The organism is Sulfuricurvum sp., assembly GCF_019163035.1.
Lineage (GTDB): Bacteria > Campylobacterota > Campylobacteria > Campylobacterales > Sulfurimonadaceae > Sulfuricurvum.
This window is the reverse complement of sequence record NZ_JAFLKV010000127.1, coordinates 1-21,025: the sequence shown is the minus strand read 5'-3', so window position 1 is coordinate 21,025 and position 21,025 is coordinate 1. Positions and strand designations below refer to the sequence as shown.

26 protein-coding genes and 1 pseudogene are annotated in these 21,025 nt (G+C 42.1%); all 27 read left to right on the top strand.

The annotated features are described in order from the left end of the window. Nucleotides 1–1,796 (top strand): annotated as a pseudogene (locus JZU62_RS09055) (hypothetical protein); the annotation flags it as partial. 2 nt (nucleotides 1,797–1,798) lie between these two features. Beyond that, nucleotides 1,799–2,896 (top strand): succinyl-diaminopimelate desuccinylase, encoded by a 1,098-nt coding sequence (dapE, locus tag JZU62_RS09050; RefSeq protein ID WP_295014028.1) that lies wholly within the window; start codon nucleotides 1,799–1,801, stop codon nucleotides 2,894–2,896. 27 nt (nucleotides 2,897–2,923) lie between these two features. Further along, nucleotides 2,924–3,319 (top strand): DUF255 domain-containing protein, encoded by a 396-nt coding sequence (locus tag JZU62_RS09045; RefSeq protein ID WP_295014026.1) that lies wholly within the window; start codon nucleotides 2,924–2,926, stop codon nucleotides 3,317–3,319. Between the two features lie 15 nt (nucleotides 3,320–3,334). Beyond that, nucleotides 3,335–3,706, top strand: a complete 372-nt coding sequence (locus JZU62_RS09040) for a RidA family protein (RefSeq protein WP_295014030.1) — start codon at nucleotides 3,335–3,337, stop codon at nucleotides 3,704–3,706. A gap of 61 nt (nucleotides 3,707–3,767) precedes the next feature. Then, nucleotides 3,768–4,076, top strand: coding sequence for a 50S ribosomal protein L21 (gene rplU, locus JZU62_RS09035; protein WP_015654104.1), 309 nt, complete (start codon nucleotides 3,768–3,770; stop codon nucleotides 4,074–4,076). A gap of 23 nt (nucleotides 4,077–4,099) precedes the next feature. Next, the gene (gene rpmA / locus JZU62_RS09030; protein ID WP_015654103.1) at nucleotides 4,100–4,357 is read left to right on the top strand and encodes a 50S ribosomal protein L27; all 258 of its coding nucleotides are present in this window, start codon (nucleotides 4,100–4,102) and stop codon (nucleotides 4,355–4,357) included. A 150-nt stretch (nucleotides 4,358–4,507) separates the two neighbouring features. Continuing rightward, nucleotides 4,508–5,605 (top strand): GTPase ObgE, encoded by a 1,098-nt coding sequence (gene obgE, locus JZU62_RS09025; RefSeq protein ID WP_295014024.1) that lies wholly within the window; start codon nucleotides 4,508–4,510, stop codon nucleotides 5,603–5,605. Beyond that, entirely contained in the window at nucleotides 5,602–6,372 is a 771-nt protein-coding gene (gene proB, locus JZU62_RS09020) for a glutamate 5-kinase (protein ID WP_295014022.1), read from the top strand. The genes obgE and proB overlap by 4 nt, the downstream gene beginning before the upstream one ends. Continuing rightward, entirely contained in the window at nucleotides 6,372–7,283 is a 912-nt protein-coding gene (gene fmt, locus JZU62_RS09015; protein ID WP_295014020.1) for a methionyl-tRNA formyltransferase, read from the top strand. The genes proB and fmt overlap by 1 nt, the downstream gene beginning before the upstream one ends. Continuing rightward, nucleotides 7,264–7,899 (top strand): biotin--[acetyl-CoA-carboxylase] ligase, encoded by a 636-nt coding sequence (locus tag JZU62_RS09010; RefSeq protein ID WP_295014018.1) that lies wholly within the window; start codon nucleotides 7,264–7,266, stop codon nucleotides 7,897–7,899. Before fmt ends, JZU62_RS09010 begins: the two co-directional genes overlap by 20 nt. Continuing rightward, nucleotides 7,896–8,684, top strand: coding sequence for an AAA family ATPase (locus tag JZU62_RS09005; RefSeq protein WP_295014016.1), 789 nt, complete (start codon nucleotides 7,896–7,898; stop codon nucleotides 8,682–8,684). The genes JZU62_RS09010 and JZU62_RS09005 overlap by 4 nt, the downstream gene beginning before the upstream one ends. A gap of 9 nt (nucleotides 8,685–8,693) precedes the next feature. Beyond that, complete coding sequence (locus JZU62_RS09000; RefSeq protein ID WP_295014014.1) at nucleotides 8,694–9,536, top strand: ParB/RepB/Spo0J family partition protein; 843 nt, start codon at nucleotides 8,694–8,696, stop codon at nucleotides 9,534–9,536. A gap of 68 nt (nucleotides 9,537–9,604) precedes the next feature. Beyond that, the gene (locus tag JZU62_RS08995; RefSeq protein WP_295014013.1) at nucleotides 9,605–10,027 is read left to right on the top strand and encodes a F0F1 ATP synthase subunit B'; all 423 of its coding nucleotides are present in this window, start codon (nucleotides 9,605–9,607) and stop codon (nucleotides 10,025–10,027) included. Between the two features lie 10 nt (nucleotides 10,028–10,037). Beyond that, nucleotides 10,038–10,553 carry a F0F1 ATP synthase subunit B gene (locus JZU62_RS08990; RefSeq protein ID WP_295014011.1) on the top strand — a complete coding sequence of 172 codons (516 nt, stop codon included), beginning with the start codon at nucleotides 10,038–10,040 and terminating at the stop codon, nucleotides 10,551–10,553. Next, nucleotides 10,554–11,090, top strand: coding sequence for a F0F1 ATP synthase subunit delta (locus JZU62_RS08985; RefSeq protein ID WP_295014009.1), 537 nt, complete (start codon nucleotides 10,554–10,556; stop codon nucleotides 11,088–11,090). Between the two features lie 20 nt (nucleotides 11,091–11,110). Continuing rightward, nucleotides 11,111–12,628: a F0F1 ATP synthase subunit alpha gene (gene atpA, locus JZU62_RS08980; RefSeq protein ID WP_295014007.1), complete on the top strand. Its 1,518-nt coding sequence runs from the start codon at nucleotides 11,111–11,113 to the stop codon at nucleotides 12,626–12,628. Between the two features lie 8 nt (nucleotides 12,629–12,636). Further along, a complete protein-coding gene (atpG, locus tag JZU62_RS08975) occupies nucleotides 12,637–13,524 on the top strand; it encodes an ATP synthase F1 subunit gamma (RefSeq protein WP_295014005.1) in 888 nt (295 codons plus the stop codon). Between the two features lie 14 nt (nucleotides 13,525–13,538). Beyond that, the gene (gene atpD / locus JZU62_RS08970) at nucleotides 13,539–14,939 is read left to right on the top strand and encodes a F0F1 ATP synthase subunit beta (protein WP_295014003.1); all 1,401 of its coding nucleotides are present in this window, start codon (nucleotides 13,539–13,541) and stop codon (nucleotides 14,937–14,939) included. A gap of 26 nt (nucleotides 14,940–14,965) precedes the next feature. Further along, entirely contained in the window at nucleotides 14,966–15,355 is a 390-nt protein-coding gene (atpC, locus tag JZU62_RS08965; RefSeq protein ID WP_295014001.1) for an ATP synthase F1 subunit epsilon, read from the top strand. Nucleotides 15,356–15,364: 9 nt separating this feature from the next. Then, nucleotides 15,365–15,931 carry a MotA/TolQ/ExbB proton channel family protein gene (locus tag JZU62_RS08960; RefSeq protein ID WP_295013999.1) on the top strand — a complete coding sequence of 189 codons (567 nt, stop codon included), beginning with the start codon at nucleotides 15,365–15,367 and terminating at the stop codon, nucleotides 15,929–15,931. Between the two features lie 4 nt (nucleotides 15,932–15,935). After that, a complete protein-coding gene (locus JZU62_RS08955) occupies nucleotides 15,936–16,325 on the top strand; it encodes a biopolymer transporter ExbD (protein WP_295013997.1) in 390 nt (129 codons plus the stop codon). Between the two features lie 39 nt (nucleotides 16,326–16,364). Beyond that, complete coding sequence (locus JZU62_RS08950) at nucleotides 16,365–17,111, top strand: TonB C-terminal domain-containing protein (protein ID WP_295013995.1); 747 nt, start codon at nucleotides 16,365–16,367, stop codon at nucleotides 17,109–17,111. Nucleotides 17,112–17,115: 4 nt separating this feature from the next. Further along, on the top strand, nucleotides 17,116–18,363 hold the full coding sequence (gene tolB / locus JZU62_RS08945; RefSeq protein ID WP_295013994.1) for a Tol-Pal system protein TolB: 1,248 nt from the start codon (nucleotides 17,116–17,118) through the stop codon (nucleotides 18,361–18,363). A gap of 56 nt (nucleotides 18,364–18,419) precedes the next feature. Continuing rightward, nucleotides 18,420–18,974, top strand: a complete 555-nt coding sequence (locus JZU62_RS08940) for an OmpA family protein (protein WP_295013991.1) — start codon at nucleotides 18,420–18,422, stop codon at nucleotides 18,972–18,974. Then, on the top strand, nucleotides 18,975–19,850 hold the full coding sequence (locus tag JZU62_RS08935) for a tetratricopeptide repeat protein (protein ID WP_295013989.1): 876 nt from the start codon (nucleotides 18,975–18,977) through the stop codon (nucleotides 19,848–19,850). It begins immediately after the preceding gene. An 83-nt stretch (nucleotides 19,851–19,933) separates the two neighbouring features. Continuing rightward, nucleotides 19,934–20,455: a peptidylprolyl isomerase gene (locus tag JZU62_RS08930; protein ID WP_295013986.1), complete on the top strand. Its 522-nt coding sequence runs from the start codon at nucleotides 19,934–19,936 to the stop codon at nucleotides 20,453–20,455. Next, nucleotides 20,418–21,025 (top strand): Fis family transcriptional regulator (locus JZU62_RS08925; protein WP_295013984.1); only part of this gene is annotated, 608 nt, incomplete at its 3' end. The genes JZU62_RS08930 and JZU62_RS08925, both read left to right, overlap by 38 nt.

The window sequence follows — 21,025 nt, the reverse complement described above, 5'->3', positions numbered from 1 at the left end:
ACAATTTTGTGATGTTTGATTACCGGTATGATAATCGCCACTTTGAGTCTGAAGAGCAAAATAGTTTATTTAAAAAAGGGTTTGCTATCCACTCTCTTTTAAGTCCGATCGAACATTTGAGTCTTGAAAACAGACCCCTCTGTGCCCAAGCATTAGCATTGATGGCGGATCGTTTGGATCATAGTGAAATGGGTATTTTCGCGATGCCGACACTCTTAGATACATCATCGTTGATGGAGTTAGAGAACAATGCTCTGGAACAGCTTGAAATCATTACGGTTGATTCGAGGCTTCCGAGCATTTCCAAACTTTTGTTGAATACTTCTACCCCTATGGGACAACGGCTGGGGCGATTCCGTCTCTTTTTACCGATCAAAGACCCCAATGAGCTCAATCGGCGGTTTGATTGGATCGAAGTCCTCAACCCTCATGCTATGTGGTTCAAAGATCGATTGCGATTGATAGCCGATATGGAACTTTTATGGTGGCATATTCAAAATCGTCAGACTGCTGAGTTGGAGACATTTTTGGATTCCTTTGCCGTTATCGCTGAGATCCATACGTATTGTCTCAAGCATAATCTTTCCCAGATACTCTTAGATGATATGGTGCAGGAGGGGTGGGAGATCGAATTGCGCAATCATGTGAATGATCGGCAATGGCTGGAGATTCAAACTCCGCTGGTTCGTCATACTATTGATTGGATCGCTCAAATTGACGTGGCGGTATCTTCCGCACTCAATGCTCAAAAATACGGACTTATCCGACCTACGATCATCGAATCAATCAAAGAGAATTTTTTACAGATGAGCGGATTGCGTCATTTATTGGTGGAAGCACAAGGAATTGCCTATGTTCCCAATGATATTGTGATGGGGGATCGCGATTTTCTCGATCTCCCGTATCCCGATACTGTTATGCTCGATTCCAAGGTTCATGATGGCGCCAATATCCGAGGAGTTTTGCTTTATGGGATCAACTCCAGCGGGAAATCATCTTTGATGAAGAGTATCGGGATAGCGGTGACCTTGGCGCAGAGCGGTTTTTTTGTTCCGGCGAAAGCGATGAAGTTTTCCCTCTTTGACGGAGTTTATACCCGTGTCCAATCGCGGGATAATGTCGCCAAATCGCTCTCCACCTTCGGGGTTGAGATGTTGGAACTGAACACCATTTTTAGCCGTGCGACATCACGGTCGCTTGTATTGGGGGATGAGATCAGCCACGGTACAGAAACCCTCTCCGCGGTCTCTATCGTTGCGAGTACGATTATGGAATTATCCCAAAAAGGGTGTCTTTTTTTAATGACCACCCATTTGCATCAGCTCTCCATGATCAGTGAACTGAGCCGCTTGCGAGAAGTAGTTCATCTGCATCTGAGTGTCCGTTATGACGAAGATCGTGATCGTTTGATTTATGATCGGATACTCAAATCGGGGCGCGGGAGCAGTGTGTACGGATTGGAGTTTGCCGAATCACTCCACATGAACCCCCGCTTTTTGCAAAATGCCGCGCGGCTTCGCGAAAAATTGGCAAAAGAGTACGATGTTCTCGAACTGGGTAATCAAAAAGAGTATATCAAACGCTACCGTGACGTGGTGGCAAGCGAATGTGTCATTTGCGGTGCTTTGGTTCGGAATCCTCAAAAAATGGCGGGTTCAAAAGATCATCACCATCTTATACCGTTATGTGAAACCCACACTCGTGCCATTTCACAAGGCAAAATCAAACTGCAAGGTTTTATAATGACACCGAACGGTTTGCGTCTGGAATATGAGACGCAGTTAAAAGAGGATTAACATTGAATATTATTGAGTTATTTAAACAGTTTTTGGAATCACCGAGTGTTACCCCCGAAGATGGTGGTATATTTGATTTTCTCGAGGATTATTTGGAGGGGTTCACCACGGTACGCATTGATCGTGAAGGGGTAAAAAATCTCTTTGCCTACCGTCGTTTCGGAGAGGGAAAACATCTCTGTTTCGCTGGACATGTTGATGTCGTCCCCGCAGGGGAGGGGTGGAATAGTGATCCGTTCGTTGCGACCGAAAAGGATGGATATATCTATGCCCGCGGTGCTCAGGATATGAAAAGCGGTGTGGCAGCATTTACTCAAGCGTTAAAAGAGGCAAAAGAGTATGCGGGAACCTTATCCATTTTGCTCACCTCCGATGAGGAGGGACCGGCGAAATTCGGTACGGTAGAAGTACTAGCCTACCTCAAAGAGCATAATCTCCTTCCCGATGCCGTGGTCGTTGCCGAACCGACGTGTGAAGTACAGTTTGGGGATGCGATCAAAGTAGGGCGCCGAGGCTCGATCAATGGGATCATCGAAATCATCGGGAAACAGGGACACGCCGCCTATCCTGAAAAAGCGATCAATCCTGTCCATCAGATTGCCCCAGTACTCTCCACTATCGCGGGGGCTTTTTTGGATGAGGGGGATGAGTATTTTGCTCCGAGCCAATTGGTTATTACTGATATACGTGCAGGGATCGAGACGACCAATGTTTCCCCCGGAAAGCTGAAAATGATGTTTAACGTCCGAAACTCCACCCGAACCGATCAAGAAAAAATTAGAGCATTTATCGATTCGCAGCTTTGCGGGTTGGACTATACACTCAGTTTAGATCAATCGGCGTATCCGTTTGCCACCGATGCGGATACCCTGATTGTTCGGACTTTATCGGATGCGATTAAAGAGGTATGTAAAATTACCCCTAAAAATTCGACGGCAGGGGGGACGTCGGATGCCCGCTTCGTTGCCGCATACGGGATCGATGTGATCGAATTCGGTGTTATCAACGATACGATACATGCCCCCAATGAGCGGACATCGATTGTCGAAGTCGAAAATCTTTATGCTGTTTTTACAAAGTTGATTCATAATTTTCGGTAAAATTACGTTTTTCAAAAAAGGGTTGAAATGAAAAAATTAGCGTTATTAGTACTCTTGATGGCTAATCTGTTTGCAAACGATATTGCGTGGAGCGATACATATGAGCAAGCGCAAGTCAAAGCGAAAAAAGAGTCCAAACCTATGTTGGTGATTATTACAACAGAACAATGCCGATGGTGTCGAAAATTTGAAGCAACAACACTTTCAGATGAGGATGTCATCTCTAAAATCAATACACGGTTCGTCTCTGTACACGTAACACGTGATAAAAGTATTTATCCTAAAGCATTGGGTGCAAAAATGGTCCCTATGAGCTATTTTTTAGATGAAAGTGGGAAAGTGATCTATTCTATGCCGGGATATTGGCCGGTTGATGATTATCAATCAATTTTGGATGATGCACTCCGTAAAGCAAAAAAATAAAGGAAATTAAAGATGATTAAAAACGTACAAACTCCCAATGCTCCTGCGGCTATCGGACCGTATTCTCAAGCGATGATTGCAGGTGGCATGGTATTTACTTCCGGTCAAATCGCACTCACTCCAGTGGGAGAGATGGTTGATGGGGATGTAAGCGCACAATGCACTCAAGTGATCTCAAATCTCAAAGCAGTTTTGGAAGAAGCCGGAAGTTCGTTTGATAAAGTGATCAAAACGACGATCTTTTTGGCGGATATGGATGATTTTGCGGCAGTCAATGCGATTTATGCAGATGCGTTCGGCAGTCACAAGCCCGCACGCTCTACCGTAGCCGTGAAAACGTTACCGAAAAATGCACTTGTTGAGATTGATGCTATCGCTTTAATCTAAGCTTAAATAAAGATCGGATACAATTCGCCACTTTTTGTAGACTTGTAAGTAAGGAACGCTAATGTACGCAATTATCAAAAACGGCGGAAAACAGTATAAAGTTCAAGAGGGTGATATCCTTTTGTTCGATAAAATGGGACTTGATCCTAAAACCACCGTCGAAATCAAAGAAGTTCTTGCCGTTAATAACGGTGAACTTAAAACCGGTACTCCATTCGTAGAGGGTGCTGTTGTTACTGCTGAGGTTATTAATGAAGGTCGTGACCGTAAAGTCGTGATCTACAAAAAACGTCGTCGTAAAGACAGTAAATTGAAGCGTGGTTTCAGAAGAGATCACACACGCGTTCGCATCGTTAAGATCGCTGCGTAATTATTTAAAAGTAGGAGGACAGCATGGCTCATAAGAAAGGTCAGGGTAGTACACAGAATAACCGCGACTCAGCGGGACGTAGACTCGGTGTCAAAAAATACGGTGGTGAATTCGTAAGAGCGGGTAATATCGTTATCCGTCAACGCGGAACAAAAGTTCACCCGGGTAAAAACATGGGAATGGGTAAAGACCATACTTTGTATGCTTTAGTTGACGGTGTCGTTGCGTTCGAACGTAAAGATAAAAAACGTAAACAAGTCTCTATCATCCCTGCCGCATAATTTTCATTACACATCGGGCTATCGCCCGATTTTGAATCCATTTCCTAAATTATCTTTTTAATCGTGTACTTGAGAATCGAAGTGCAGTGTTAAGCAAATAATAGTTGTCTCATTAGAGGCAAATGTTCAAAACAACATTTAAGGACATCCATGTTTAGTGATAGTGTAGAAATTACCGTCTCCTCTGGAAAAGGGGGAGCAGGGTGTGTTGCTTTTAGACGGGAGAAATATGTCCTTCAAGGTGGTCCAAACGGTGGTGATGGCGGTCGTGGTGGTGATGTTTATTTCAAAGTAGACAACAACACTCACACCCTTGCACACTTCCAAGGGAACAAAAACCTCAAAGCCGATAAAGGTCAACCGGGTGCAGGCTCCAACATGGCTGGTAAAGCAGGTAAACGTCTCGTGGTTGTTGTCCCTCCGGGAACACAAGTTGTGGATGTTGAAACAGGCGATATTTTATTGGATCTACTCGAAGACGGTAAAGAGGTTCTCTTTTTAGAGGGGGGACGCGGAGGTCTTGGAAACGTTCACTTTAAATCCTCTACCAATCAAAAACCGATGTACGCTCAACCGGGTGAACCTGCGATTACGCGTGTTCTTCGACTTGATCTTAAATTGATCGCGGATGTTGGTTTGGTCGGATTTCCGAATGTTGGTAAATCGACATTGATCTCTACTGTATCTAACGCTCGTCCTGAAGTAGCTAACTATGAGTTTACGACACTGACTCCGAAACTTGGACAGATTAATATCGGTGAGTTTGATTCGTATATCATGGCGGATATTCCGGGGATTATCGGTGGCGCATCTGAGGGGAAAGGGCTTGGGCTTAAATTCCTTCGTCATATCGAACGTACCAAAACGCTTTTGTTCATGATCGATTTGGCATCGTACCATGAGCTTGAATATCAATACGAAACCCTCAAACAAGAGCTTGAGAAATTTTCACCTCTTTTAGCGGAACGTAACTATGCTATTGCCCTTACCCGTGCCGATGCGATGAGCCCGGAAGAGGCAATCGAAAAAACGAATGCATTTTTGAAACTTGTTAATCTTGATCCTGTTAAAAAAAGCCGATTTGCTTTCAGCGACGAGTATCCGGTGTATGAGCAAGCTGATTTTGACAAAGCGTTTTATGAGCGCTCCAAACCGGCATTTATTGCACCGATCTCTTCGGCAATCAATCTCAATATCAAACCATTAACGTACGCACTCTATCAAATGGTTGTAACGGAGCGCGCATGAAGCGAATCGTTGTTAAAGTCGGAAGTGCGGTTTTAAGTGAGCAAAATCGTATCGCAAAAGATCGGATGCAAAATTTGGTCGATTTTATCGCCGAACTCAAAAAAAGCTATGAAGTGATCCTCGTCTCTTCGGGGGCGGTTGCGGCAGGGTATACGGAACTCAAACTCGATAAAAAGATTTTGGCAAACAAACAAGCCCTTGCTTCTATCGGTCAGCCGATTTTGATGAACAAATACCGTAAGATGTTTGAACACTATTCTATTCTTCCCTCCCAAGTATTGGTAACAGCGGCTAACTTTAATACCGCCGAAGAGTCCCAAAAAGCAAAAGATACGATTGAAACCCTCCTCAAACATAACGTTGTACCTATCATCAACGAAAATGATGCGACGGCGACGGAAGAGTTGATTTTAGGAGATAATGATCAGCTCTCTGCCTATGCGGCACACCATTTCGGCGCTGAGTTACTCGTTATCCTCTCCGATATTGATGCTTATTACGACAAAGATCCACGAAGTCATGAGGATGCAAAAGTGCGTTCACGCATTGAGTTGATTAGTGCTGATGAATTGATGATGGAGGTTAACCCGAATCATAACTTTGCGACGGGTGGGATCGTAACGAAACTCAAAGCGGCCGATTTCCTCCTCAAGCGGGGCGGAGCGATGTTTTTGGCGAGCGGATTTGATCTGAGTGATGCTAAAAGCTTTTTGCTCGCGGGAGAACATCGCGGAGGCAGTCTGTTTAAAGCTGATGAGGCTCTTTAATGACTCGCGTTATTTTTATGGGGACACCAGATTATGCGGCCTCTATTTTAGAAACTTTGATTACAACTGATAATATTGAAGTTGTAACAGTTTACACACAGCCCGATAAACCGGTAGGACGAAAAGCGATTATGAGTGCTCCTATCGTAAAAGTAGTGGCAGAAAAAGCAAATATTCCCGTTATCCAACCTCATAGACTTCGTGATGAAGCTGTAGTGAAAGAGGTCTTAGCAACACCGTGTGACATGATTATTGTCGCCGCATACGGACAAGTCCTCCCTAAGGCGATTTTGGATCATGCACCGTGTATAAATCTCCACGCTTCTATTCTTCCACAGTACCGTGGTGCGAGTCCGATTCAGCAAAGTTTGTTGAACAACGATACCCAAAGCGGCGTTAGTGCCATGTGGATGGATGTGGGGCTTGATACGGGAGCAATTATTAAGATTGAAACGATCGCAATTGCACAAGATGAGATGGTAGAGTCGTTGTATTCACGTCTTACTGAAACAGCGGTAAACTTGACCCTCGATGTTATCCACAACTGGGATCGACGTACTGCAACTGCTCAAAACGATGCCGAAGCAACGCACTGCAAAAAAATACTCAAATCGGACGGCTTGATTGATTTTTCCGATGCACGCGAAATCTATAACCGCTATCGTGCTTACACTCCATGGCCAGGATTATTTAGTGAATCAGGATTAAAGATCAAAGAGATGAAACTCGAAGAAGAGACGAGCCTCGGTGAAGCAGGAAAAATTATACATATGGATAAAGAGGGTATTGTTGTTCAATGCTCTTGTGGCTCCCTTCGTATCACAAGGGTTCAAGCTCCCTCCAAACAAGAGACTTCAGTCGTTGATTATCTCAACGGAAAACGGATAGGGTGTGGACATTCATTGGTTTGAGTCTCTCGATTCGACGCAAAGCTACCTTCTTGAAGCGTTAAAAACCTCAAAATTAAGTGCTCCCGTTTGTATCGGTACATCATCTCAAGCATTTGGGAAGGGTTCACGTGGTAATAGTTGGGTCGGAAATGAAGGAAATTTATTTATTTCGCTTGCATTAGCGCGGTCTATGCTTCCTGTGGATTTAAGACTTGAGTCATCTTCCATCTATTTGGCTTTTTTAATGAAAGAGTTGATTGCTTCGATGGGCTCAAAAGTATGGTTAAAATGGCCGAATGATTTTTATCTCGACGATAAAAAAATCGGTGGAGTAATCACTAATTTAACTGGGGATACGCTGGTGTGTGGGATCGGGATCAATTTGGTTTCTGCTCCAGAAAATTTCGGCAAAATGGATATACCGATCTCTTCATACGAATTAACGAAAGCGTATAGTAATTTGTTTGTAATATTACCAACGTGGAAGCAAATTTTTAGTAAATTCCAGATAGAATTTGAAAACAGTAGAGAGTTTTTTACCCACAACAATAATGAAAAAGTTGCATTAGAAAATGCCGTTTTGCTTGAAGACGGATCGTTGTTATGCGACGGCCAAAGGATATTTAGTTTACGATGAGTGAAGTTATTGTTATCGCCAACCAAAAGGGGGGAGTGGGTAAAACCACCACCGCCGTTAATTTAGCTGCTTCTTTGGCTGTTGCAGAAAAAAAAGTATTGTTAATTGATGCTGATCCTCAAGCCAATGCGACCACCTCATTAGGGTATCACCGTAACAACTATGAGTTTAATATTTATCATGTTTTGATCGGTGCCAAAAAATTACGAGAGATCATCCTCAAAACATCCTTGCCGAAACTTTTTTTAGCTCCATCAAACATCGGTCTTGTCGGAGTTGAAAAAGAGTATTATGATGCAGACAATGCGACAGGGCGTGAACTTATCTTAAAACGGGCTATTGCTCAGGTCAAAGATGAATATGACTATGTCATTATCGATTCTCCTCCGGCACTTGGGCCGATGACGATCAATGCACTTTCAGCTTCTAATTCGGTCATCATCCCGATCCAATGTGAATTTTTTGCATTGGAAGGTTTGGCACAACTTCTTAACACCGTTAAATTGGTTCGTAAAACGATCAATCCGAAACTGACCATTAAAGGCTTTTTGCCGACGATGTATAGTGCTCAAAATAACCTTTCGCGTCAAGTGTTTGCCGATTTGCGTCAACATTTCCAAGCGAAGTTGTTTAAATCGGGTGACAATGAAAATGATTACATTGTCATTCCCCGTAATGTTAAATTAGCGGAATCTCCGAGTTTCGGAAAACCGGCAATTCTCTACGATGTAAAATCGAGCGGTTCTATGGCGTACCAAGATTTGGCGCACGCGATTATCGCCTAAAGGAAAACAATGGCGAAAGCATCAGCATTGGGGAGAGGTCTTGGCGCTCTTTTAAGTGAAATTGAAGAGGCGTACGACAACGAGCTTCCAAAAAAAGGGGGAGTTGAAGAGATCGCAGTCAACAAAATTCGCCCTAACCCATATCAACCCCGTAAACATTTTGACTCTGAAAGCTTGTCGGAACTCTCTGAATCGATCAAAACACATGGCTTGCTTCAACCGATCGTCGTTAAAGAAGATTTAGATGGCTATATATTGATTGCAGGTGAACGCCGTCTCCGTGCAAGCAAATTGGCTAAAAATAAAACGATTAAAGCGATTGTTGTATCGGTCAGTGAAGAGCAAATGCGTGAACATGCTCTGATCGAAAACATTCAGCGCGATGAACTTAATGTGATTGATTTAGCACAGGCGTATCAAGAATTGATCGATATTCATGAATTAACCCATGAACAACTCTCTCAAACCGTTCACAAAAGCCGTGCACAGATAACCAATACCCTTCGTCTTTTGCAACTCAGTGAAAAAGGGCGTAAAGCTCTGGTTGAGGGAAAAATCAGTGCGGGTCATGCCAAAGTTATTTTAGCGCTTGAACCGAAAGAGCAAGCGATGATGATCGATTCAGTCATCGGTCAAAAACTAAGCGTTCGTGATGTTGAGAGTATGGTCAAAAAAATTAAACTACCAACCGCTTCAGCACACACTTCTTATGATATTGAAGAGCTCGATTTCGATGCTTTGAAAAAACATTTATCTACTCTTGGTTATAAATGTGGCACAAAAGGTTACAAGCTAACCCTTGAATTTGAAAACAATAGTCAAATTGAGTCATTTTTAGACCTACTTTCTTAATATTTCTTAGCGTTTAACTGTCCCTTCAATTTATAAGTTGTATAATCACGCAACTTTTAGGAGGTGGTATGTTAGATATAAGTCCGATGCTGCTTGGCAGCACACTGATTGTCTTCCTTGTCCTTATTGCCCTACTAAACAGTTTGCTTTACAAACCTCTTTTCAGCTATATGGAAAAACGGGATGCAGATATTAAAAAAGATTTAGAGCAAGTTGGCAACAACGACTCTGAAATCGCTGCGTTTCACGCCAAAGCTGAGAAGATTATGAGTGATGCTAAACTGGAAGCAGCGGCATTAAGAGAAAAAGTTATTGCTGAGGCCAAAGCGCTGGCAAATAGCAAAATAGAGACAAAACGTGCTGAATTAGCACTTGAGTATGCAACGTTCGAAGGCGAATTGTCGCATGAGAGAACACGGTTGATCGCTGCGCTTCAAAATGAAGCTCCAGCATTCCAATCTGCTGTATCAGCAAAACTAAGTAAGATATGAGAGGGTTGCAATGGGTAAAATAATCGTTACAGTATTACTGCTCAGTACCTATCTATTTGGTTCAGATGTTGGTGCAGAAGGCTCTACAGACATCGTTCAACGAACGGTTAACTTCCTGATTTTTGCCGGAATTTTGTTTTATATTTTGGCTGAACCGCTTAAAAACTATTTTAGCGGACGAAGTACGGGAATAGCCAATGAACTTGAAAAAGTTCAAGAGCGTCTTCGTGAATCAAAACGGCTTAAAGATGCGGCTGAACATAAGATCGAAGAAGCGGAACGCTTTGCGTCTGAGTTAGCGGAATCAAGTAAAAAAGAGAACAAAATTTTGTCTGACAAAATTTTGACACAATGTGAGCAAGAGCTTGAAATTATTGCAAAACAAAGTGTTTCATTAATGGAACTTGATAAACGTAAAATGGTTCGTGATGTGGTTTCTGATGTGATGAACGACGTTATGCAAAATAGCGGCGAAGCACTCGGCAAAGAAGCAATGACCGAAATCTTGAAAAAGAAGGTGGCATAAATGCGTGATGAACTCATTGCAAAACGTTACATCAAGCCTTTAATGGAGAGTTGTGATCAAGCATCATTAGATAACTTATCGCTACTACTCGCTAGTGTCGCTAAAGCGTATGAGAATGAAAAATTCAACCTTATTATGAATTCGAATGAGGTTAGCATTAGTGCTAAATGTCAATTGGTTTTAGATATGGTCGCTTCGGCTAAGAGTTCGATGGTTAATAATCTGATCAAGTTATTGGCAGAAAACGGTCGTCTATCATTGGTTCCAGTGATTGCAGATCAATTAGCACGTGAAATCGGTCGCGCAAAACGTACATTCAAAGGGCGTATCTACAGCAATAATGTTGTTGATCAAGCTTCGGTTGATACGATTGCACGTGATTTAGGGTCAAAAATGGGGGCAACAATCTCGTTGAGTTTTGTTGCATCTGATTTTGACGGTATCCGTGTTGAAGTCGATGATTTGAATGTTGAAATCAATTTTTCAAAAAGCCGCCTAAACGCTCAACTTGTTGAGCACATTTTAAAAGCAATTTAACCCTCGGGAAAGGAGAAATAGTGGTAGCAAAAGTACAAGCAGACGAAATCAGTTCAATCATTAAAGAGCGAATTGAGAATTTCGAACTTAATGTAGATATTAATGAAACCGGAAAAATCGTCTCATACGGAGACGGAATCGCTCAAGTTTATGGCTTGAACAACGTAATGGCCGGTGAGATGGTTGAATTTGAAGACGGTTCACGCGGTCTTGTTATGAACCTTGAGGAGAGCAGCGTTGGTGTTGTTATTCTCGGTAAAGGTAAAGATCTTCGTGAAGGTATGTCAGTAAAACGCCTTGGCAAATTACTTCGCGTTCCTGTCGGTGATGCACTTCTTGGTCGTGTTGTGAACGCTCTTGGTGAGCCGATCGACGGAAAAGGGCCAATCGAAACAACTGAAATCCGTTTCGTAGAAGAGAAAGCTCCTGGTATTATGGCTCGTAAATCGGTTCATGAACCGATGGCAACCGGTATTAAAGCGATTGATGCCCTCGTTCCAATCGGACGTGGTCAACGTGAGTTGATCATCGGAGACCGTCAAACCGGTAAAACTACTGTTGCTTTGGATACTATTATTAACCAAAAAGGTAACGGCGTAGTTTGTGTATACGTTGCGATTGGTCAAAAAGAATCAACGGTAGCACAAGTTATCCGTCGTCTCGAAGATCACGGTGCTCTTGAATACACTATCATCGTTAGTGCACCTGCATCTGAAGCGGCAGCACTCCAATTCCTTGCACCGTATACCGGTGTAACGATGGGTGAATATTTCCGTGATAACGCACGTCATGGTTTGATCGTTTATGATGATCTCTCTAAGCATGCGGTAGCTTACCGCGAAATGTCATTGATCCTTCGTCGTCCTCCGGGTCGTGAAGCGTATCCGGGTGACGTTTTCTATCTACACTCTCGTTTGTTAGAGCGTGCAGCGAAATTGAATGACGAATTGGGTGCAGGTTCATTGACTGCTCTTCCAATCATCGAAACTCAAGCGGGTGACGTTGCGGCGTATATCCCTACCAACGTTATTTCGATCACGGATGGTCAAATTTTCTTGGAAACTGATTTGTTCAACTCAGGTATCCGCCCTGCGATCAACGTAGGTCTCTCTGTATCACGTGTCGGTGGTGCTGCTCAAATTAAAGCAACGAAACAAGTTGCAGGAACATTGCGTCTTGATTTGGCACAATACCGTGAGCTTCAAGCGTTTGCTCAGTTTGCTTCTGATTTGGATGAAGTAAGTCGTAAACAACTTGAGCGTGGTCAACGTATGGTTGAAGTATTAAAACAGCCTCCATATTCTCCACTCGGTGCTGAAAAACAAGCATTGGTTATTTTCGCCGGTAACGAAGGGTATCTTGATGATATCTCTGCAGATTCTGTTGTGAAATTCGAAGCGGATCTTTATCCGTTCGTAGAAGCATCGTATCCGCAAATTCTTGAAAGCATCCGTAGCACATCTAAAATTGATGATGATACGATGGCGTTGATGAAAAAAGCACTCGAAGAGTTTAAATCTACTTTCGTTGCTGAATAAGGATCTTTATGGCTAACTTGAAAGAGATTCAAAGACAGATCAAAAGTGTTTCGAACACGCAAAAAACTACGCGTGCTATGAAGCTTGTCTCTACGGCAAAACTTCGCCGTGCAGAAGAGCTTGCGAAACGCTCACGTCTGTTTGCACAAAAAACGAATCAAGTGATAGCTGAAATCGCAGGACGTATCAAATGCAATAAAGTAGGTGGGATTGAAAATCGCTGCTTTATCGAGAATGATGCACCTGAATTGATCGATATTATTTTTGTTACAGCGGACAAAGGTCTCTGCGGCGGTTTCAATATGCAAACCATCAAAGCGGTTAAACGTCTAATGTCTGATTACAAAAATAAAAATGTCAAAATACGTCTTCGCGGTATCGGAAAAAAAGGGATTGAATTTTTCAGTTATAATCAAGTAGAGATGCTTGATGTAGTGAAAAATTTGAGTTCAGCACCCGATATGCAACGCTCATCCGAGTTTATGACACGTTCGATCAACGATTTCAAAGAGGGCAAGGTTGATGCAGTTTATATCGTTTATAACGGCTATAAAAATGTTATCACCCAAGAGTTGCATGTTAATCGTGTATTGCCGGTCAATGTAGATAGTTATGATTGTGAAGAGCAAAAAAACTCTGTCTTGGAGCTTGAAGCACAAGATGAAGAGAAAATGCTCGATTCATTGGTAACTAAATATGCTGAGTACAATATGTATTACGCTCTTATTGATTCTGTTGCGGCAGAACACAGTGCACGTATGCAAGCGATGGATGCGGCAACCAACAACGCTAAAGAGATGGTTAACTCGTTGAAAGTCAAGTTTAATAAAGCAAGACAAGAAGCGATTACCACTGAACTTATCGAGATTATCAGCGGCGTCGAGTCGATGAAATAATTATGGAGGAAAGAATGATTGGTAAAATTGCTCAAGTAATTGGTCCGGTTGTTGACGTTGATTTTGAAGGTTATTTACCTGCGATCAATGATGCAATCGAAGTAAATGTAAGTGTAGAAGGGAATACGACTCGTCTTGTTCTTGAAGTAGCATCACACCTTGGAAACGGTCGTGTACGTACGATTGCTATGGATATGTCTGAAGGTCTTGTTCGCGGAATGGCTGCTCATGCAACCGGCGCTCCGATCAAAGTACCTGTTGGAGAAAAAGTTCTCGGACGTATCTTTAACGTTATCGGTGAAACCATCGATGGCGGCGATCAAGTAACAGATTGTGAGACATGGTCTATTCACCGTGATCCTCCACCTCTTGTTGATCAAAGTACAAAAACGGAAATGTTCGAAACGGGTATCAAAGTTGTTGACCTTCTAGCTCCTTATTCAAAAGGTGGTAAAGTCGGTCTCTTCGGTGGTGCTGGTGTTGGTAAAACCGTTATTATTATGGAACTTATCCACAACGTTGCACACGGGCATGACGGTCTTTCTGTTTTCGCCGGTGTCGGTGAGCGTACTCGTGAAGGGAATGACCTTTATCACGAAATGAAAGATTCAAGCGTTTTGGACAAAGTAGCTCTGTGCTATGGTCAAATGTCTGAACCACCGGGAGCACGTAACCGTATCGCTCTTACAGGTCTTACTATGGCGGAATATTTCCGTGATGAGAAAGGGCTTGACGTATTGATGTTTATCGATAACATCTTCCGTTTTGCGCAATCAGGTTCTGAGATGTCAGCACTTCTTGGACGTATCCCATCAGCTGTTGGTTACCAACCGACATTGGCTCGTGAAATGGGTGCTCTTCAAGACCGTATTACATCAACCAAAAAAGGTTCAATCACGTCTGTTCAAGCGGTATACGTACCTGCGGATGACTTGACTGACCCGGCTCCTGCATCAGTATTTGCTCACTTGGATGCGACAACGGTTCTTAACCGTAAAATCGCTGAAAAAGGGATCTATCCTGCGGTTGATCCATTGGATTCAACATCACGCTTGCTTGACCCACAAATCATCGGTGAAGAGCATTACAGTGTTGCTCGCGGTGTTCAAAAAACACTTCAAAAATACAAAGATTTGCAAGATATTATCGCAATTCTTGGTATGGATGAGCTCTCAGAAGATGATAAATCTACGGTTGAGCGTGCACGTAAAATCGAGAAATTCCTTTCTCAACCATTCTTCGTTGCGGAAGTATTTACAGGTTCACCTGGAAAATATGTTTCACTTGAAGATACCATCAAAGGGTTCAAAGGGATTCTTGAGGGCGATTTCGACCACATGCCAGAAGGTGCCTTCTACATGGTTGGTGATATGAATGAGGCGATTGAGAAAGCTGAAAAAATGAAAAGCAAGTAATTGCTTCTCGCCTTAAAGGAAACACTATGGAAACACTCCAATTAGAAGTGCTAACGCCAAGCGGTTCGATCTTCAACGGTCCTGCTAAAAGCGTCACCCTTCCGGGGGAAGAGGGAGAATTCGGTGTTCTCCCTGAACATGTCTCTTTGACCACATTGCTCCAAGCCGGAGTCGTTGATGTTCATAAAGAAGACGGAAAAACCGAATCGATTGTTGTGAATTGGGGCGTTGTTCAAATTGCCCAAAACAAAGTAGTCGTATTGGTAGACGGTGCTGTCGCTATTCGCGGTGAAAGTGAAGGGGAGATTGCTAAAGCGCTTGACGAAGCAAAATCTCTAATCACCAGTGTTGGCGATTCGAATGCAATGATTGCTTCTGTATCTGCGCGTATCGATTCTGCGGCACACCACTTTTAGTCTCAAACTATGTTTCAGACATTTTCCGATTTCTATGATAAAAGTCATCCGGTAACACTTCTCGTGTTACTGGTTCTCTCTCTCTATTTTATTGCTATCAACTGGACTTTTTTTTACCGCCTTTTTTCTCTTAATCAATGGATCGGTACCGAAAATCAATCACTAGAATCCGTTTTATTAGGTTCACATAAAATTCCTGATTTTGCTTATTTAAGTCATTTTACCAAATCTTCAAATCGTCTTTCACCGTCACTGTTTGACATGGCATCGTATTCAGCGACTAAAGAGGCAACTAAGGGGTTGATGTTTCTCTCTATCGTCGCATCGACTACCCCCTTTATCGGACTCTTCGGTACGGTTATCTCTATTTTGGGTACGTTTGATAATATCGGACAAGCCAGTGGAACGATGAGCGTCATAGCTTCAGGGGTATCGGATGCTCTTGTCGCTACCGCATCAGGGATTTTTGTTGCTATTTTTGCCTATACCTATCATCAGATATTAAAGCGTAAAGCGTATGAGCTATCAGGATTGATCCGTATGCAAGGTGACGCACTTCTCTCAAAAGAGGTGTAGCAGAGTGTTTGATTGGGATGAAAAACCGGAACTAAACATTACCCCCCTTGTGGATGTAATGTTGGTTTTGTTGGCAATTTTAATGGTGATTTCTCCGAATATTGTTTATGAAGAGTTGATCCGTTTACCAAAAGGTTCAGCGCAAAAAGAGATAACGAAAAAAGAAGAAGTTAACATTAAAATTTCATCGGATAAAAAAATCACTATCAACAACAATCCATTTAAGTATGAAACCTTTGCGGATGACTTTATTAATAAAGCATCTACCTATAAATCTGATGCAACTGTGCAAATCAGTGCTGATGGTCGTTTAAATTACAGTGATGTTATGTATGTTTTATCTGTTGTTAAAAAAGCAGGTTTCCAAAATGTCTCTCTTGTTACCGCACAATAATCGATTTATTTATCAAGTTTTTGTATGAGGATTTGCTAAATGGATTTTAACCAAGAGCGCTATTTTTTTCTTAGCGGATTAATCTCTATCTCTTTTTTTATGAGTCTCCTTTTTATCACAGGCTACAGTGTGATAATTGCCCCAAAGACAGAGCAATTTGCCATGATTAAGAGTGATGTTATCAATGTCTCTATTGCAATTTCAGAATCAACTGCAACAGAACAGCCCGCAATTGAAACGGCTGTTGCCGATGAAATATCGGAACCTGTTCCAGAGGAAGAGAAGGTTGCTAAGGTAGAGCCGGTACCTGATATATCAGATCTTTTTTCACAAGTTAAACCGGAAAAAGTGGATAAAAAAAAGAAAGATGATACCGCTCGCAGAGAAGAGCTAAATGCCCTAGAGAAAGATCTTTTGAATCAAAAAGAAAATTCACGTTTTGTGGAAAAAGTAAACAAAGTAGAACTCGCTAAACCATCGGTAAAAATGGTTTCGCAGGGGGGATCGAGTGGGCCGATCGTTAACGAATACCATGCTAAGATTCAAGGTCTTGTTTATACCTATTTTCGCCCTCCATCAGGATCTGCAGGTGAAGTGGCACGGGTTCGTATGAATATCAGTGCATCGGGTAAATTGATCTCCTATAAAGTGATTCGTTACTCAGGAAACGGAGTCTTTAACGGTGAAGTTGATTGGTTAAAAGATCGTTTAAGTACCATTCGATTCCCAGAACATCCAGAGGGGAAAGAGGCAGTTCTGGAATTTATATTAACGGCTAAGGAGTAGTTATTTGAAATTTTTTGTTTTTATTTTAATGTTTATACAGCTTTCGTGGGGTGCTGATGCTACATTAGAGGTAGTAAAAGCTACTGAGGGCTTATCCCCTTTAGCTATTGAGGACTCATCCACGCAGCCCTCAGAGTTAACGCAACGATTTGCCAAAATGTTAGTGGCTGATATGAATGTTGTATCTCTGTTTAATGTCGATGAGAGTTATGCGCAAAACTCATTTGATTCTACAACTGCTGCCTCTATCCATAAAAATGCTCAGTATATTCTTCGGTACCGTTTGAGTAATGATGGAGCAGGCGGGGTAAATGCGGATGTAAAGTTGCTTCAAAACGGAAGAGAACTGTTTTTTAAAAATTATATTTTAAAACAAAGTGAAATGGCGGTCTTTTTGTCTCACACGATTGCGTATGACATTAATGCTAAGCTAGGGGGATCTCCGATTGATTGGATTAAGCGAAAAGTTCTCTTTGTCCGATTGACAAGTCCGAAACACTCTGAAATAATTGCGGCTGATTATACTCTCTCGTATCAGAGAGTGATTGTTACGGGGGGAATGTATGGGTTTGCAAAATGGGCTAACCGTGAACAAAGTGATCTTTACTATACTTCTCTCGCCGATTTTAAACCTACGATTTATAAAATGAATCTACAAAGCGGTAAAAAAGAGAAAATCATTAGTTCCGATGGAATGGCGGTATGTTCAGATGTAAGTGAAGACTCCCACCGTCTACTGCTCACTATGGCACCGAATGGCCAGCCGGATATCTTTCTTTACGATTTACCATCAGGTAGTAAAACACAGATTACAAATTATTCCGGTATTGATGTAAACGGGCAATTTATGGGGGATGGATCCATCGCTTTTGTTTCGAATCGTTTGGGATATCCGAATGTTTTTTCGACTCGTGCGGGGAGCAATGCTGTCTCACAACTGGTATATCAAGGGAAAAGTAACTCTTCGTTGAGTGCATATAAAAACTTTTTGGTTTACAAAGCACGCGAAAATAGTGCAACCTTTGCGGGAAACTCATTTAATCTTCACTTGTTATCTCTGAATTCAGGTAATATAAGACGTCTTACGGCAAGCGGTGAGAACGATTTCCCGAGATTTTCACCGGATGGGGAAGCGATTTTGTATATAAAACAGGACGGATCACGCAGTTCTGTCGGTATTATCCGGTTCGGTCTGAGTAAAAGTTTTATTTTTCCGCTTAAAATAGGGAAAATTCAATCGATTGACTGGTAGTGTTAATGATTTTTTCGATATAATTCCATCATATTATATAATCCTGAGGAGATGTCATGATGAAAAAAGTTGCTTTTTTAAGCGCAACAGTGGCAATGTTAATTTTAAGCGGATGTAGCTCTAAAGAGCCTGCAATCGATGCCACGGCAAATGGAACGTCTACTGGGACTAATGCAAGCGGTACAAACGCTAATGCAAATACAAATGCGGTAATCGCACCTGTTACTAATGCAAATGCGAATGATACGACAACTGGTGGAGCTACCTCTAATGGTGTAAACGGATCGGATGGTCAATTGATTAGTATCGTATTTGATTATGACAAATTTGATATTCGTGCCGATATGCAAGATGCAATGACTAAAAATGCATTGTTGGTAAAAGGTAAATCAATCAAACTCGAAGGTAACTGTGACGAATTCGGAAGCGATGAGTACAACTTTGCTCTCGGTCTTAAACGTGCTAATGCTGTAAAATCAGCTTTGGTTAACGGTGGAATCAGTGCAGATGCTATCTCTATGTCAAGTTTGGGTGAAAGCAATCCTATTTGTTTGGAAAAAACACAAGAATGCTGGGCTAAAAACCGTCGCGTAGATTTCAAACTTCCGTAAATGCGTTCATTAGTACTTCTACCTTTCTTATTTTCCATTTCACTTTTCGCGTCGGAGCCTTCGGTTTTCGGTGCGGGTGATCTAAACTCCCACAACCCTTACGGCCTTACCCATGAAGAAAAATTGATTCTCGAAAATAAAAAAGAGATTCAAACTGTTATGCAAAAAAACAGTGCTCAAAATGCCAAAGTAGAAACGGTTTCTGAGCGTCTTGATGGGATGCAGGGGATTCTTGAGGGGTTAGGACAACGTTCAAATGAACAGGGGTTAGTTCTTCAAAAGCTCCAAGAAAAGGTACTTTCTGAGAGCAATACGACATCAAGTGTTGATGATATCTCAAAACAAGTGGCTGCAAATACTGAAAATATTGCTCAGTTTAAAACACTTCTAGAAGAGCTTTCTCATGTTGTGGATGAGCTCAATAACAATTATGTGAGTAAAGAGCAATTCGCGGCATTGATTAAACAGCTCAAAGTGAATCTCCCTGATAGTGCGGTATCTTCTGCAAAAATGTCGAATTCATCTTTGGAAAAAGAGGCTAATCGACTTTACGGAGAAAAGAAATACGCAGAAGCCCAAAAATATTTTGAACAAATGGTTCAAAAGAAGTACAAAGCTTCTGAAGCACTGTTTATGATCGGTGAGACACAGTTTGAGCGAAAAGGGTATAAAGAGGCGGTATCGAGTTATAAAGAGTCTGCTTCTCGTAATGAAAAAGCACTTTATATGCCTACCCTTTTACTTCATTCTGGGATTTCGATGGAAAGATCGGGTGAGAGTGCTACGGCAAAAGCTTTTTATCAAGCGACGATTTCTAAATACAGTGGAACCGGAGCAGCAAAAGAGGCACAAGAACGTCTATCTAAGTTGAAATAATAGTCGCTTCTCTAAGTTACCCTTTTCAGCATCACCATAGGTAAATGTGCTAAAATCGCACCATCTAAAATTAAGGCATTAAAATGGCAATTGAAAACAATCAAATCGTATCGATTGAATACGAAGTACGTGATGGCGGAAACGTTGTTGATAGCAACGTGGGTGGTCATCCTTTAACATTTATGTTCGGTAAAGGGCAAATTATTCCTGGTCTTGAAGTAGGGATTGCTAACATGAGCATGGGTGATAAAGGGGATGTCCTCGTAAAAGCGGCAGATGCGTACGGCGATTACAACGAAGAGGCTCAACAAGAACTTCCACGTGAACAATTTGCAGGGATTGATTTGAATGTCGGTATGACATTGTACGGTCAAGGTGAAGATGGCGGAACGGTTCAAGTTTTGGTTAAAGAGATCAAAGATGATTTGGTTATTATCGATTTCAACCATCCTCTCGCTGGAAAAGATTTGATGTTTACCGTTACGATCAGCAATGTTCGTGACGCATCACCTGAAGAAGCAATGAGCGGAATGCCGGCTGAGAACTGTGTTGAAGAGAGTGGATGTTGTGGAAGCGGCGGTAATCACGGCTGTGGATGTCACTAATTTTTTAACGGCATCTTCCTCATCGGTAGAAGCGTTTAAAACAGCAAATTTACTCAAAGGTCTAGGGGTAAATGCTATTATTTTAGGAGAGCGCGGAACGGGTAAACTTACCCTTGCGCGCTATATCCTCCCTCATGCACCTATCATTGATGCGAGTCATTTTGATGAACTTCTGGATGCAATCGAATCTCACAGTGAAGTTATTATTCATCGTCTTGATAATGTTGCTAATCTCAAACGTCTTATTGAAACAATCCAAAAAACACGCACCCGAGTTATCGCCACAGGTGGAGGACGCTATTCCCAAGATCAGTTGGATGAGATTTTTACGATTCGTCTTGCACTTCCACCACTCAGTGGTCGCCAAGAAGATGTTGCGGTACTGGTCGATGCTTTTATCAAAGAGGCGAGAGATACATTGGGTAAATCTGAGCCATTTGATCTGGAGGGATTTGTTCCCGATTTGAGTGAAAATGCTATCTCCCTGCGACGTCAGGTCTATCTGCATTATCTGTTTGACAGTATCAATGAGAATGATTTGATGGAGATTATGGAACACTATTTAGAGGG